Raw genomic sequence first — 13,919 nt, 5'->3', positions numbered from 1 at the left:
TACGCCACCCACCCGAACCACTCTCGACCGACCAGCGCTGACAGCTCTGCACGTTTACCCGTACTCAGCTCTGCACTCCAAGTAGTACGCCGACAACGCCCATCTCGGCCACGACCTCGGCGATCCGCTCGACGCTGATGTCCAGGGCCCGGACAGTGGGAAACAGCTCAGAGTAACGTCGCCGGGGACGTGAGGGGACAGCACGACGGTCAGGGCCCGCTGGACATCGTCATGGGTATGCCGCCGCCAGCCGTGGGCCTCGCCGAGTTGGTGGGCGAGATAGATCGCTCACCTCAGCCAGGGGTTAGCGGGGTCTCGTGAGCCTCGGCCCGGGCCTGGTTCCAGCACAAGCGGCGGCGACGGTTGCGCAGCAGGGCCAGCCGGCCGCACCCGGCGCAGGGTTGCTCGTCCGTTCGGTCATTGGGCCGCCGGACGCGTGGGTGCGGGTGCCCGGAGGTGGCCAGTGGGTGCCATCCCCCTGGCAGGCTTGTCCTTATGGGCGCGGCCTGACGGACACGGCCTGACGGAGATGGCCAGAGCGCGTATCGTCCGGAGGAAACGCCCCCGGAGGTGCGGTTTGAAGGCGGCCCCGCAAATCCTCATCGTCGAGGACGAGCCCCTGCTCCGGCTGGACCTCGCGGAGATGCTCACCGACGACGGTTACCAGGTGGTCGGTGAGGCGGGCGACGGCGAGACCGCGGTCTACCTGGCCAGGCAGCTGCATCCCGATATCGTGATCATGGACATCAAGCTGCCGATCCGCGACGGGATCAGCGCCGCCGCGCAGATCCACGCCGAGCGGCTGGCGCCGGTCATGTTCCTCACCGCCTTCTCCCAGCGCGACCTTGTTGACAAGGCGCGAGACGCGGGTGGCTACGCCTACCTGGTCAAGCCGTTCACCATGGCCGATCTCCGTCCCGCCATCGACCTGGTTCTGGCCCGGCACGCCGAGCGGCGGGCTCTGGACCAGCTGAACTCCGGCGGCGAGGGGAGGTCGACCGTGTCCCAGGCCGAGGGCTACCTGAACGGCCGGTTCGGCCTGTCGATGGATCGCGGGCTGGCCTGGCTGCAGGATGTCGCCATCAACCAGCGTATGCAGATCTCCCAGGTCGCCGCGGAGGTCGTGGCCGGCAACGTGGTGCGAGGCGCCGACGGCATGCCTGTGCTGGCCACGACCCAGACGGACCCCGAGGCGATCACCGTCGACGCTTACCTCGCGACCGACGACGAACAGGCCGCCCGCCAGGTCTTCGAGGCGCTCGACGCCTTCTGCCGCGCCGTCGGCTATGCCTACGTCGAGCAGAATTCCCTGGAGAGGGGCTCGTTCTGGCGGCGGGCCAGGGCGGTCGTCGCTGAGTGGCTTAGGTCCCCCGAGATCCGCGAGCGCATGATCAAGGCCGAGCGGGCGCTGGAGCTCGTCGCCCTCGACGCCCACCAGGCCGAGGTCGACGGCAAGGTAGCCGAGGCCGTCTCCACACTCGTGGCCAGCCTGGCTGACATCCCCGAGGCCTGCCTGCGGGTGGGATCGATCCTGCTCATCAAGCACGAGGCCGAGGGCCGGCCGGTGCTCGTGACTCGGACGCTGTCGCAGGTGGAGATCCGCACGCTGGAGCGCTTCCCGGAGATCCAGAAGTACCCCCGGACGGTGTTGGCCAGTCTGGCCACGGCTATCGCGAGCCTGAACGTCGACGAAGCGGCTTCTGCGGAGCCCTAGCGAGGCACCGGCGAAGGCCCCGAGGATGGGCGCTCGACCTGGCCGTGGCCTGCGGCGCACCCGGACTCGCCCAGGCCGCCAGGAACGAACTGCTGGCGGCGGGAGCACGGCCCCGGCGAGGCCGCCTGCTGTCGGGGCCGCAGGCACTGACGAACGCTGAGCGGCGGGTCGCCGAACTCGCCGCGGCAGGCCACTCCAACCGGGACATCGCCCAGCGCCTCTTCGTCACCCCCAAGACCGTGGAGGTGCACCTGACCAGCGTGTACCGCAAGCTCGGCGTCGGCAACCGGGCCGGCCTGCGGCAGGCGCTGGACCCCGCGCCTTGGACTTCCTGAGCTCTGACCTGCGACAATACGCTGGTAACCGAAGATGTCGCCGGTGCTGTGATCAGGGAGACTCTGCTCGCCGGGGCCGGCGGCACGTTCGTCGACGGCCCCTGGCTGAGGCCCGAGGCCACCTACGTCCCAGATCTCGCGCCCAGAGGCCGTCAGCCTCACACGGTAGGTGAACCTCTGGTGTCGGGCGCGTTTCTGGATTGTTATCCGGAACAACAAACTCCCCCCTCGCAAGGTCTTCCAAAGCAGGCCATCCCGGAATACGTTGCCGCAAACAACATTCATCCGGGCCCTCCGGAAGAAAGGACCCTGCACTATGCGCAAGGGGATCCTCAGCCTGACCGCCGCGGCCGCCGTTCTAGCCCTCGGTCTCACCGCCTGCGGGGGCAACAGCGGTCCGACCTCGTCCACGTCTTCCGCGTCGAGCTCGCAGAAGGCCGGCAAGATCGGCGTCATCCTGCCCGACAGCAAGTCCTCGGCCCGCTGGGAGACGGCGGACCGCAAGTACCTGGAAGAGGCGTTCAAGGCCGCCGGGGTGGCCTACGACATCCAGAACGCCCAGAACGACAAGACGGCCTTCCAGACCATCGCCGACCAGATGATCACCAACGGCGCCACCGTGCTGATGATCGTCAACCTGGACAGCGGCACCGGCAAGACCGTCATCGACAAGGCCAAGTCCCAGGGCGTGGCCACCATCGACTACGACCGGCTGACGCTGGGCGGCGGCGCCGCCTACTACGTGAGCTTCGACAACACCAAGGTCGGCACCCTTCAGGGCGAGGGCCTGGTCAAGTGCCTGACCGACAAGAAGGCCAGCAAGCCGATCATCGCCGAGCTCAACGGCTCGCCGACCGACAACAACGCCACCCTGTTCAAGGCCGGATACGACGGCGTGCTCAAGCCCAAGTACGACTCGGGCGACTTCGTCAAGGGTCCTGACCAGTCCGTGCCCGACTGGGACAACACCCAGGCCGGCACCATCTTCGAGCAGATGCTGACCAGCGCGCCGAAGATCGCCGGTGTGCTGGCCGCCAACGACGGCCTCGGCAACGCCGCCATCACGGTCCTGAAGAAGAACAACCTCAACGGCAAGGTCCCGGTGACCGGCCAGGACGCCACCGTCCAGGGCCTGCAGAACATCCTGGTCGGCGACCAGTGCATGACCGTCTACAAGGCCGTCAAGAAGGAGGCCGACGCGGCCTCCAAGCTCGCGGTCGCGCTGGCCAAGGGTGAGAAGCCCACGGCGAGCGGCAGCGTCAAGGACCCGCAGAGCGGCCAGGACGTACCGGCCGAGCTGATGGACCCGCAGGCCATCTACCTCGACAACGTCAAGGACGTCGTGGCGGACGGGTACGTGACCAAGGCGGAGCTGTGCACCGGTGACTTCGCCGCCAAGTGCACCGAAGCCGGAATTCAGTAAGAAAGTGGAATCGGGTACGGCCGTCACGAAAGACGGCCGTACCCCTCCCCAAGGGAGCCTCATGACCCCCCTGCTCGAAGTGCGCGGGATCGACAAGAGCTTCGGCCCGGTACAGGTCCTGCACGACGTCACGTTCGCCGCCCAGGCCGGCGAGGTGACCGCCCTGGTCGGTGACAACGGCGCGGGCAAGTCGACGTTGGTCAAGTGCATCGGCGGCATCTACCCGATCGACGAGGGCGACATCCTCTTCGACGGCCGCCCCGTCCAGGTGCACGGCCCGCGTGACGCCGGCGAGCTCGGCATCGAGATCGTCTACCAGGACCTCGCGCTCTGCGACAACCTCGACATCGTCCAGAACATGTTCCTCGGCAGGGAACGCCGCAGCGGCCTCGTCCTCGACGAGGCGTCCATGGAGGAACTGGCCGCGCAGACCCTCGACGGCCTGTCCGTGCGTACGGTGAAGTCCATCAGGCAGCAGGTGTCCAGCCTTTCGGGCGGCCAGCGCCAGACGGTGGCGATCGCCAAAGCCGTGCTCTGGAACAGCAAGGTCGTCATCCTCGACGAGCCGACGGCCGCCCTGGGCGTCGCCCAGACCGCGCAGGTGCTGGAGCTGGTGCGCCGGCTCGCCGACACCGGCCTGGCCGTCGTGCTCATCTCGCACAACCTGAACGACGTCTTCGCCGTCTCCGACCAGATCGCGGCGCTCTATCTCGGCAGGATGGCCGCACAGGTCAGGACCGCCGACGTGACGCACGCGCAGGTCGTCGAACTGATCACATCCGGCCGCAGCGGAGACCTGGGGATCGCGCAATCAACTACCACTGGCTGAATCTGGTGGTTTGCTCTCGCGGTCCCGTCTGGGTGAAGGGAGGCCGGTAGCGTGTGGCTGGTTGATGGCAGCCCAGCCCGCTGCGCCGCGTGTGGCGATGTTGCGGGCTGCGATGTGGTCGGCGTGCCCAGCGAGGCCACACCCGATGCAGACGAACCGGCCTCGCGTCGGCCGGTTCGCCCTGCTGACATGCCCGCAGTCTGGACAGGCCTGCGAGGTGTAGGCGGGGTTGACCAGGATGAAGGCGACTCCGGCTCGGGCGGCTTTGTAGCGGGTGAAGGTGAGCTGCTGGGCGAAGGCCCAGTTGTGCAGGGTGCGTCGCTGGAGCCGGTGAGCCCTGACCCGGCCGCGGATACCCTGAAGATCCTCCAGGGCTATCCCGCGGCCGGTGCGTTCGGCTTCACGCACCACATATTTGCTGATTTGGTGGTTGAGGTCGGTCATCATCCGGTGCTCACGCCCGGCAAGGCGGCGCAGCACCCGCCGCGCCGCCGAGGTGCCCTTCTTCTGCAACCGGCGGCGTTGACGGTGCCGCCGTTCCCGCAGGGTGCGGACGTGGCCGTTGCCGCCGATCGGGCCGGGCAAGGCGGGGCCGGGCAGCACCACCCGGTCGCTGGTGACCGCCAGGTTCGCTATCCCTTGATCCACCCCGACGAAGCCGCCGACCGGCTCACGCACCGCTGGTGTGGGCAGGGTGAGGGCGACCTGCAGCAGCCACACGCCGCGTCGGCAGATCAGGTCGGCCTCTCCCATCGGCAGCGTATCGATGGCTTTGAGGTCGTCTGGTCGGCCGGTGTAGGGGACGGTGACGCGGCCTGCGGGGGTCCACAGCGACACCGTGCGGGCGTCACGGTTGAAGCTCATCAGCCGGGCGTCGTAGGGGATGGCGCCGTGCGGGCGGAAGATGTGGGCGCGCTTCTTGGTGGCGCGCCGGTTGGCGTAGGCGCCGGCGACCCGGGCGATCGCCCGCACGGCGGCTTGCGCGCCCAGCCCGGCCACCTGCGCCCGCACCTCGTAGTAGGCGAGCCGGTGCAGCTCCACCACAGCGAAGGTGCGGTGCTGCCACGCCAGCCGGGACACCATGGTGGCCGCCTGATTGCACACCTGCACCGCCGCGGCCAGCGCGTCGGCCTGGGCCGGGGCGGGCGTGAGCCGCAGCTGCACGACCGTGGGCAGGCCGTGCCGTTTGGCGGCCGAGCGGCGGATCGCCATCACGCACCTCCTGTCACAGCGCCATCACCTACCGCACACATTACCGAACGTGACCGAGTCTTTCCATACTGTTTTCGAAAGGAGGAGTGGCGCTTCCTCCCAGCCCTGACTGACCAGGTCTCCGCGCCACAATTCAGATGAACGAGGTCAAGGAACTCCCCGGCGAGGCGATCGTCACCGCGACGCAGTCGCCGTCGATCGGAAACAGCGTCTTCGCCTACATCGAGCGGGTACGCGGCGGCGACATGGGCGCGCTCCCGGCCGTGCTCGGGCTGCTCGTGCTCTGCACCGTCTTCGCCATCGCCCGTCCCGCCTTCCTGACGGCGATCAACGTCGCGAACCTGTTCACCCAGGGTGCCGCGGTCACGGTGATCGCGATGGGCCTGGTCTTCGTGCTGCTGCTCGGCGAGATCGACCTGTCGGCCGGTTTCGCCAGCGGCGTGTGCGCGGCGGTGCTCGCGGTGACGCTCACCAACATGGGCCTGCCCTGGTACGTCTGTGTGGTGGCCGCGATCCTGACCGGCGTGGTCATCGGCACCGTGCTCGGCACGCTGGTGGCCAAGGTCGGCATACCGTCGTTCGTGGTGACTCTGGCGGCCTTCCTCGCCTTCCAGGGTCTGGTCCTGGTGCTGGTCGACGAGGGAACGAACATCTCGATCCGGGACTCCGTCATCGTCGCCGTCGCCAACAAGAACCTGCCGGTCTGGCTCGGCTGGGCGCTGTTCGCCGCCTGCGTGGCGAGCTACGCCGCCGTCCAGCTCGTCAGGGCCAGGAGGCGGGCGAAGCGCGGGCTGATCGCCGACCCGCTCTCGCTGATCGGCGCCCGGGTGGGAGCGCTGGCGGTCATCGGTGGCGTCCTCGTCTATGTGCTCAACCTGGAGCGGTCCCGCAACCCGGCCATCAGCTCCCTCATGGGCGTGCCGATCGTGGTGCCCGTGATCCTCGTGCTGCTGGTCGTGTGGACGTTCGTGCTCCGCCGTACCGCGTTCGGCAGGCACATCTACGCGGTCGGCGGGAACGCGGAGGCGTCGCGCCGGGCCGGCATCGGCGTCGACCGGATCAGGATCAGCGCGTTCGTGATCTGCTCCTCGATGGCCGCCGTCGGCGGCATCATCGCCGCCTCCCGGGCCAGCTCGGTCGACCCGAACACCGGCGGCAGCTCCGTGCTGCTGTACGCGGTCGGCGCCGCCGTCATCGGCGGCACCAGCCTGTTCGGCGGGAAGGGGCGGGTCCTCGACGCGATACTCGGCGGCGCCGTGGTCGCGGTGATCGAGAACGGCATGGGGCTGATGGGGTACGGTGCGAGCGTAAAATACCTGGTTACCGGGTTCGTCCTGCTGCTGGCCGCGGGTGTCGACGCACTGGCGCGCAAGCGGGCGGCTGCCGCTGGTCTAAGGTGATCAGCGACTCCCACCCCTTTAAGGAAGCTCAGACGATGCGTGCCGGCCCTTCGCAGGAGGACATCAGGCGTCACAACCTGGGTGCCCTCCTGCGCCACGTTCATCTGGGCGGGCCGATCTCCCGCGCCGAGCTGACCTCGAAGATGGGCCTCAACCGCAGCACGATCATGGCGCTCACCTCCGACCTCACCGCGGCCGGGCTGGTACGCGAGGAGCTGCCGCGGGAGACGGGCCGCGCGGGCCGTCCCTCGCTCGTGGTGCGTCCCGAGTCGGCGCGGGTCTACGTGTTCGCCTTCGACGTCGGCCCTGACCGGCTGGCCGTCGCGCGCGTCGGGCTGGGCGGGGTGATCCTCGACCGCAGGGAGGCCGTACGTCTGCGCGGCCCGTTCGAGCTGGAGGAGCTGACCGGGATCCTGGCCGGCTTCGCCAGGCAGATGCGGCGCAAGACCAGGGACGACACGGTCTGCGTCGGTGCGGCGGCGGCGGTCTCCGGTGGGGTGCGCAAGGGCGACGGCGTGATCAGGTTCGGCCCGAACCTCGGTGCCGAGGAGGTGCCGTTCGGCGAGGAACTGGGCCGCAGGCTGGGCTTGGGCCTGCCCGTCAGCGTGGGCAACGACGCCAATCTGGCCGCGCTGGCCGAGCACAGCCGCGGCGTCGGAGCCGCCGTCAGAGACCTGATCTACCTGCACGGAGACGTCGGCATCGGCGGCGGCATCATCGCGGGCGGCCATCTGCTGGGTGGTCACGACGGCTACGGCGGCGAGGTCGGCCACATGGTCGTCAATCCCGGCGGGCGGGCCTGCGGCTGTGGTTCGCACGGCTGCCTGGAGGCCGAGGTGGGGGAGCGGGCCCTGCTGGAGACCGCCGGCCGGCTGACCGGCGAGCAGCACGGCAGGGACGCGGTGCGGGCGGTGGTCGACGCCGCCGACCGGGGCGACATCGTGGCGCAGGAGGCGCTCAAGAGGGTCGGCGACTGGCTCGGCCTGGGCGTCGCCAACCTGGTCAACATCTTCAACCCGGAGATGGTCATCTTCGGCGGGATGCTGCGGGAGATCTACCTCGGGTCGGCCGCTCAGGTGCGTACCAGGTTGACGCTGCACGCCATGGCGCCGCAGCGCGAGAAGCTGCGGCTGCGCACGTCGTCGCTGGCCGACGACGCGACGCTCGTGGGCGCGGCCGAGCTGGCCTTCGCCCACGTGCTCGCGGACCCTCTGGAAGTGCTGGCCAGGGCGAACGGTTAGGAGACCCGGCTCCTCGGTGCGGTCCAGGTGTTGCAGGAGCGGGCCGATCCGCCGCTGTAGCCGCGCTCCTGCCAGTAGGCGAGGTTACGCGGCTTGCCGTGGACCTTGCTCTCCCCGGCCCTGCTCACGGCGTCGGTCCACTGGTCCCAGGTGATGCCCGGGTCGATGGAGTCGAGCGTGGCGCTGTAGAAGACGCCGGCGAAGCACTCGGCCTGCATCTCCAGGCGGTGGCTGAGTATCGTGCGCGCGCTCCCTCCGGCTCGCCAGTAGAGCCTGTTCTGCTCGTCCAGCATGCCGGTGAGCTGCTGCACGTGGTGGCCTATCTCGTGGGCGATGGAGTGCGCGAGGTTCATCCGGAACGGGTCCTGAAGGTCCCGCTTCATGATCCGGATGGCGATCGTGCGCTGCGCGGGGCAGTACTGGGCGCCGTTGCTGGTGATCTTGCCGCAGACCGACTGGCTGCCGGTCGTGATGGCGATCCTCGGCGGGCTGTAACGCAGTCCGGCGGCCTTGAACCTGGTGGCCCAGAAGGTGTTGGCGCACCTGGCCATGGCCCGGTGGAAGGTCTTGAGCGAGGCGGCGCTGCCCTCGCGGATCCCGGGGATCGCGCACGACTGCGGCGACGGGGTGCCGGACCCGTAGATCTTGTTCTTGGCCAGTACGGCGGGCGGCGCGGCCTGCGGGGCCTTGGTCTCCGCGTTGGCCGTCCCAGAGAGGGCCAAACCCACGACCATGCCGACAGATGCGGCGATAAGGGGTATACGCACGATCGCGGATACTAGACCACTAGATGGGGCTACGTTCGGGAGTCTTGTTCTTTGTCCGGAAAGCGCAATGCGGCCGCGCCAGTAAGGCACGGCCGCATCGGGGCAGAAATTACGTGACGGTACGCGTGGGCGCGGCCCACGTGTTGCAGGAGCCGGGCGAGGCCGAGCCGTAGCCGCGGTTCATCCAGTACGCCTGCGTCGGGCCCTTGCCGTGATCGTTCTGCGGCCAGCCCTTGGCGCCGTTCTTGCGGAACCAGTCAACGGTGTAGTCCCACTCGCGCGAGTCGACGGGCAGCGTGTTCGTGACCGTGCGCATGAAGACCGAGGAGAAGCACTCCGCCTGCAGTTCCGAACGGCGCGACAGCGCGAGCTGGCCGGACCTGCCGGTGGCGTTCCTGGCGGCGAACCAGTAGTTCCAGATGCCCGACATGTTCTGAACATGGTGGCCGTACTCGTGAGCCATCAGCCGGGTGATGCCGAGCGCGAACGGCTGGCGCAGCTGGGCCTTGGTGATCAACATGTACATCGTGCGGTCGCTCGAGCAGTAGACGCCGTCGGCGCCCGTGCTCCACGGGCCGCAAGGCGTGCGGACCTTCCTGGTGATGATGCGCAGCCGCGGCTTGCTGAACGAGAGCCCGGCCTTGCGGAACTGCGAGGCCCAAGAGCGGTTCAGACAGTTCGTCACGGTCGTGAGGAAGCGCTTGTAGGCCGTCGTGCTGCCCTTGGGCAGTTCGCCGGGCGAACAGTTGGAGCTGGCGAGCCGTCCCGTCCTGTACAGCGGGTTCGCCGTCGCGGCGGCCTTGCCACGGGGCGGTGCCGCCTGCTGGGCGGCCTGCTTGACGACCTGCTGACCCGCGCTGACGGGCTTTGTGGCGGCTGTCGCCGTACCCGCGCCGGCCAGCGCGATGACCGCGCCGACGACCACGAGGGACGACAGTTTCTTCATGGGGAGAGTGTTCATAGTGAGGGAAAGACTAGGTCAAGATCGGACAAATGTGGGTGGATTTGACTCGATGGAGTCAGTGAGGCCCGCACGAACTAGACTCGGTCGCGTTAGCGCACAGGAGCAGAGGGGATCGCATCCGTGAGCGGGTTGCTGGGCTCGGTAAAGGGACCTCACGACGTCAAACGCCTGGATGTGGAGGAGCTGCCTCGGCTGGCCGGGGAGATCCGTGACCTGCTCGTCGACTCGTGCGCCCGGTTCGGCGGCCATCTCGGCCCCAACCTCGGTGTGGTGGAGCTCACCATCGCGCTGCACCGCGTCTTCGACTCGCCGCGCGACCCGCTCGTCTGGGACACCGGGCATCAGACGTACGTTCACAAACTGCTCACCGGCCGGGCCGCCGGCTTCGGCGCGCTGAAGCAGGAGGGCGGCCTGTCGGGCTACCCGAGCCAGGCCGAGTCCGAGCACGACCTCGTCGAGAACTCCCACGCCTCCACCGCGCTGTCCTACGCCGACGGCCTGGCCAAGGCGTTCAAGCTGCGCGGCGAGCACGACCGCACGGTCATCGCGGTGATCGGCGACGGCGCGCTGACCGGCGGCATGGCCTGGGAGGCGCTCAACAACATCGCGGCGGGCAAGGACCTGCCGCTCGTCATCGTGGTCAACGACAACGGCCGCTCCTACTCGCCGACGATCGGCGGGCTGGCCTCCCACCTGTCCTCGCTGCGGGTCAACCGCCGCTATGAGGACATGCTCGAGTACGTCAAGGAGAAGATCGGGAACGTTCCCGTGCTCTACGACGCGCTGCACGGCATCAAGAAGGGCGTCAAGGACGTCCTGGCCCCGCAGGTCATGTTCGAGGACCTCGGCCTGAAATACGTCGGCCCGATCGACGGCCACGACGAGCAGGCCATGGAGACGGCGCTGCGCAAGGCCCGCGACTTCCGCGGCCCGGTCATCGTGCACGCGCTCACCCAGAAGGGCCGCGGCTACTCACCGGCCGAGAACCACGACGAGGACCAGTTCCACTCGCCCGGCGCCTTCGACCGGGCCACCGGCGCCGAGAAGCCCAAGGGCCGCATCTGGACCAACGTGTTCAGCGAGGAGCTGGTCAGGCTCGGCAAGGACCGCGAAGACCTGGTCGCCATCACCGCCGCGATGCTCCACCCGACCGGCCTGGCCGCCTTCGCCGAGGCCTACCCCGACCGCATCTACGACGTCGGCATCGCCGAGCAGCACGCCCTGACCAGCGCGGCCGGGCTGGCGCTCGGCGGCATGCACCCGGTCGTGGCCGTCTACGCGACGTTCCTCAACCGGGCCTTCGACCAGTTGCTCATGGACGTGGCGCTGCACCGGCTGCCCGTCACCGTGGTGCTCGACCGGGCGGGTGTCACCGGCGACGACGGCGCCAGCCACAACGGCATGTGGGACCTGTCGATCCTTCAGGTCGTACCCGGCCTGAAGATCGCCGTGCCACGCGACGGCCAGCGGCTGACCGAGCTGCTCGGCGAGGCCGTGGCGATCTCCGACGGGCCGACCGTGCTGCGCTTCCCCAAGGGCCCGGTCGCCGAGCCGATCGAGGCCGTCGGCAAGCTGGGCGAGATGGACGTGCTGCGCGCGGGCGACCCCGACGTGCTGCTGGTGGGCGTCGGCCCGATGGCGCGGGTCTGCATGGACGCCGCCGTCCTGCTCGACGCGCAGGGCATCTCGGCGACCGTGGTCGACCCGCGCTGGGTCAAGCCGCTCGACGAGGCGCTCGTGCCGCTCGCGAGCGCCCACAAGCTGGTCGCGGTCGTCGAGGACAACGGCCGTGTGGGCGGCGTCGGCGACGCGGTGTCCCGCCTGCTGCGTGACGCCGACGTCGACGTGCCCGTACGCGGCTACGGCATCCCGCAGCGCTTCCTCGACCATGCCAAGCGGGCCGCGATCCTCGGCCAGATCGGGCTGACCGCCCAGGACCTGGCCCGTGAGATCACCGAGGCGGTCGCCAAGCGGAGCAGCCCGGTCGAGAGCCAGTCCGCGCCGCACTGAGCGCCCTCCTCACCCTCAGGACAGGAATGATCACCTGGGGTGGGGGAAGACGCTGGATGTGGACATCTTTCGCACCAAGAGCGTCGAGCAGTCGGTCCGCGACACCGAAGCCCCCGAGCACCGGCTGCGAAAGCGACTGACCGCCATCGACCTCACGGTCTTCGGCATCGGCGTCATCGTCGGCACCGGCATCTTCGTGCTGACCGGGCGCGTGGCCAAGGAGACGGCCGGCCCCGCCGTGGCGTTCTCCTTCATCGTGGCGGGCATCGTCTGCGGCCTGGCGGCGCTGTGCTACGCGGAGCTGGCCTCGACGATCCCGGTGGCCGGGTCCGCCTACACCTTCTCGCTGGCCACGCTGGGCGAGTTCCCGGCCTGGGTCATCGGCTGGGACCTGATGCTGGAGATGGCGCTCGCGGCGGCCGTGGTGGCGGTCGGCTGGTCGGGCTACTTCGCGTCGTTGATGTCCTCCATCGGCCTCGAGCTGCCCGCGTGGATGGCCGGGGAGGATCCGGTGATCAACCTGCCGGCGGTGATCGTCGTGCTGATCCTCACCGGCATCCTGACCGCCGGGATCAAGCTGTCGTCGCGCGTCAACCTGGTCATCGTGACCATCAAGGTGGCGGTGATCCTGCTGGTCATCGTGGCCGGGCTGTTCTTCGTCAAGGCGGCGAACTACTCGCCGTTCATCCCCCCGCCGGTGTCCACGCCGGGGGTCGAGGGGCTGAAGGCGCCGCTGATCCAGGTGCTGTTCGGCATCACGCCCGTCGCCTTCGGCGTGATCGGCATCTTCTCGGCCGCCGCGATCGTGTTCTTCGCCTTCATCGGCTTCGACATCGTCGCCACCGCCGCCGAGGAGACCATCGAGCCGCAGCGCGACCTGCCGCGCGGCATCATCGGCTCCCTGGTCATCTGCACCGCGCTGTACGTCGCGGTGTCGGTGGTCGTGGTCGGCATGCAGCGCTACGACCAGTTGAGCGAGAAGGCGCCGCTCGCCGACGCCTTCACCGCGGTCGGGCAGCCCTGGGCGGCGGCGCTGATCAGCATCGGCGCGATCGCCGGCCTGACCACCGTGGTGATGATCCTCATGCTGGGGCAGAGCCGGGTGCTGTTCGCCATGTGCCGCGACGGGCTGCTGCCGCGCGGGCTGGCGAAGGTCCACCCCAGGTTCGGCACGCCGGCCCGGCTGACGATCATCATCGGGCTGGTGGCCGCGGCGCTGTCCGGGTTCATCTCGCTCGGGGCGCTGGCCGAACTGGTGAACATCGGCACGCTCTTCGCGTTCGTGGTGGTCTCGGCCGGTGTGATCATCCTGCGCCGCACCCGGCCCGACCTGCACCGGGCCTTCCGTACGCCGTTCGTGCCGTGGCTGCCGATCCTGTCGGTGCTGGCCTGCGTCTACCTGATGCTCAACCTGCCGGTCGAGACGTGGCTGCGGTTCGTGATCTGGATGATCATCGGCGCGGTTCTCTACTTCGTGTACGGCTACCGCCACAGCCGGGTCGAGGTGCCCAGTCCGAAGGGGTAGACGCGCCCGGACGCCCACCCCCTCGGCGATCGTCAGAAGGTGAAGACGGCTCCGCCCGCTGCCTTCATCCGGCAGGAGTTGGAGTAGGTGTGGGACCACTTGATCATCCGGCCGCGCCACCTGCCCCCCACCAGGACGGTGTGCCGCTCGTACTCGTCGGTGCACACGGGATTGGGCACCACGTTCAGCTTGGCCGGGTCGCCGTCGACCTTCCGCAGGAGCTCGCAGGCCGCGGCCGGGGTGGGGTGCCCGCCGCCGTCGGGGTCGCAGGTGAGGAGGACCGCCTTCGGCGGCCGGTCCTTCACCACGACGACGATCCTCAGTGTCGCCTGGGGGCGGGGATCGGCGAGTGCGGGGGAGGCCGTCGCGAGGACGGCTCCGCACAACACGATCGTGCCGGCTGCTCTCATCATTCGATCTTCTCCGTTCGTAGCGCGGCGATCACGCTATGTGGCGGAGCGTCAGGCCCGGGGAGACCCGCCGTGCGGGCCTCCCCAAG

At 69.1% G+C, this 13,919-nt stretch carries 12 protein-coding genes; 8 read left to right on the top strand and 4 right to left on the bottom strand.

The window, feature by feature from the left end; genetic code table 11:
- Positions 1–577: 577 nt before the first annotated feature.
- From AB0F17_RS28200 to AB0F17_RS28185, 4 genes are all read left to right on the top strand, one after another.
- Complete coding sequence (locus tag AB0F17_RS28200) at positions 578–1,714, top strand: response regulator (RefSeq protein ID WP_358028509.1); 1,137 nt, start codon at positions 578–580, stop codon at positions 1,712–1,714.
- A gap of 44 nt (positions 1,715–1,758) precedes the next feature.
- Complete coding sequence (locus AB0F17_RS28195) at positions 1,759–2,049, top strand: helix-turn-helix transcriptional regulator (protein ID WP_358028507.1); 291 nt, start codon at positions 1,759–1,761, stop codon at positions 2,047–2,049.
- A gap of 316 nt (positions 2,050–2,365) precedes the next feature.
- Positions 2,366–3,472 carry a substrate-binding domain-containing protein gene (locus AB0F17_RS28190; protein ID WP_358028504.1) on the top strand — a complete coding sequence of 369 codons (1,107 nt, stop codon included), beginning with the start codon at positions 2,366–2,368 and terminating at the stop codon, positions 3,470–3,472.
- A 61-nt stretch (positions 3,473–3,533) separates the two neighbouring features.
- Positions 3,534–4,301: an ATP-binding cassette domain-containing protein gene (locus tag AB0F17_RS28185; RefSeq protein WP_358028501.1), complete on the top strand. Its 768-nt coding sequence runs from the start codon at positions 3,534–3,536 to the stop codon at positions 4,299–4,301.
- Here the strand turns inward: AB0F17_RS28185 and AB0F17_RS28180 are convergent.
- A complete protein-coding gene (locus AB0F17_RS28180) occupies positions 4,284–5,513 on the bottom strand; it encodes a transposase (RefSeq protein ID WP_358028498.1) in 1,230 nt (409 codons plus the stop codon). The two genes, AB0F17_RS28185 and AB0F17_RS28180, sit on opposite strands and share 18 nt — an antisense overlap.
- Before the next feature lie 137 nt (positions 5,514–5,650).
- Between AB0F17_RS28180 and AB0F17_RS28175 the strand changes: the two genes are divergently transcribed.
- Together AB0F17_RS28175 and AB0F17_RS28170 are read left to right on the top strand one after the other, a co-directional pair.
- Positions 5,651–6,913, top strand: coding sequence for an ABC transporter permease (locus AB0F17_RS28175; RefSeq protein WP_358028495.1), 1,263 nt, complete (start codon positions 5,651–5,653; stop codon positions 6,911–6,913).
- 35 nt (positions 6,914–6,948) lie between these two features.
- Positions 6,949–8,154, top strand: coding sequence for an ROK family transcriptional regulator (locus AB0F17_RS28170; RefSeq protein ID WP_358028493.1), 1,206 nt, complete (start codon positions 6,949–6,951; stop codon positions 8,152–8,154).
- Here the strand turns inward: AB0F17_RS28170 and AB0F17_RS28165 are convergent.
- Both AB0F17_RS28165 and AB0F17_RS28160 read right to left on the bottom strand, forming a co-directional pair.
- Positions 8,151–8,921, bottom strand: coding sequence for a neutral zinc metallopeptidase (locus tag AB0F17_RS28165; protein WP_358028491.1), 771 nt, complete (start codon positions 8,919–8,921; stop codon positions 8,151–8,153). The genes AB0F17_RS28170 and AB0F17_RS28165 overlap by 4 nt on opposite strands.
- 109 nt (positions 8,922–9,030) lie before the next feature.
- Positions 9,031–9,867: a neutral zinc metallopeptidase gene (locus AB0F17_RS28160; protein ID WP_358028489.1), complete on the bottom strand. Its 837-nt coding sequence runs from the start codon at positions 9,865–9,867 to the stop codon at positions 9,031–9,033.
- 147 nt (positions 9,868–10,014) lie between these two features.
- Between AB0F17_RS28160 and dxs the strand changes: the two genes are divergently transcribed.
- Both dxs and AB0F17_RS28150 read left to right on the top strand, forming a co-directional pair.
- A complete protein-coding gene (gene dxs, locus AB0F17_RS28155) occupies positions 10,015–11,895 on the top strand; it encodes a 1-deoxy-D-xylulose-5-phosphate synthase (protein ID WP_358028531.1) in 1,881 nt (626 codons plus the stop codon).
- Between the two features lie 58 nt (positions 11,896–11,953).
- Positions 11,954–13,420 (top strand): amino acid permease, encoded by a 1,467-nt coding sequence (locus AB0F17_RS28150; protein ID WP_358028487.1) that lies wholly within the window; start codon positions 11,954–11,956, stop codon positions 13,418–13,420.
- A gap of 32 nt (positions 13,421–13,452) precedes the next feature.
- On the opposite strand, the gene AB0F17_RS28145 is transcribed toward AB0F17_RS28150, so the two are convergent.
- Positions 13,453–13,833, bottom strand: coding sequence for an SSI family serine proteinase inhibitor (locus AB0F17_RS28145; RefSeq protein ID WP_358028484.1), 381 nt, complete (start codon positions 13,831–13,833; stop codon positions 13,453–13,455).
- Positions 13,834–13,919: the final 86 nt, after the last annotated feature.

Source organism: Nonomuraea sp. NPDC026600 (genome assembly GCF_040638335.1).
GTDB lineage: Bacteria > Actinomycetota > Actinomycetes > Streptosporangiales > Streptosporangiaceae > Nonomuraea.
The sequence above is the reverse complement of the archived record's forward strand: the minus strand, read 5'-3'. Positions and strand labels throughout refer to the sequence as shown.

What these genes read in the sequence shown, in the direction of transcription:
- AB0F17_RS28175 (WP_358028495.1), top strand. Translation starts at nt 5,651, where the DNA reads ATGAACGAGGTCAAGGAACTCCCCGGCGAGGCGATCGTCACCGCGACG.
- AB0F17_RS28185 (WP_358028501.1), top strand. Translation starts at nt 3,534, where the DNA reads ATGACCCCCCTGCTCGAAGTGCGCGGGATCGACAAGAGCTTCGGCCCG.
- AB0F17_RS28145 (WP_358028484.1), bottom strand. Translation starts at nt 13,833, where the DNA reads ATGATGAGAGCAGCCGGCACGATCGTGTTGTGCGGAGCCGTCCTCGCG.
- AB0F17_RS28160 (WP_358028489.1), bottom strand. Translation starts at nt 9,867, where the DNA reads ATGAAGAAACTGTCGTCCCTCGTGGTCGTCGGCGCGGTCATCGCGCTG.
- AB0F17_RS28170 (WP_358028493.1), top strand. Translation starts at nt 6,949, where the DNA reads ATGCGTGCCGGCCCTTCGCAGGAGGACATCAGGCGTCACAACCTGGGT.
- AB0F17_RS28190 (WP_358028504.1), top strand. Translation starts at nt 2,366, where the DNA reads ATGCGCAAGGGGATCCTCAGCCTGACCGCCGCGGCCGCCGTTCTAGCC.
- AB0F17_RS28180 (WP_358028498.1), bottom strand. Translation starts at nt 5,513, where the DNA reads ATGGCGATCCGCCGCTCGGCCGCCAAACGGCACGGCCTGCCCACGGTC.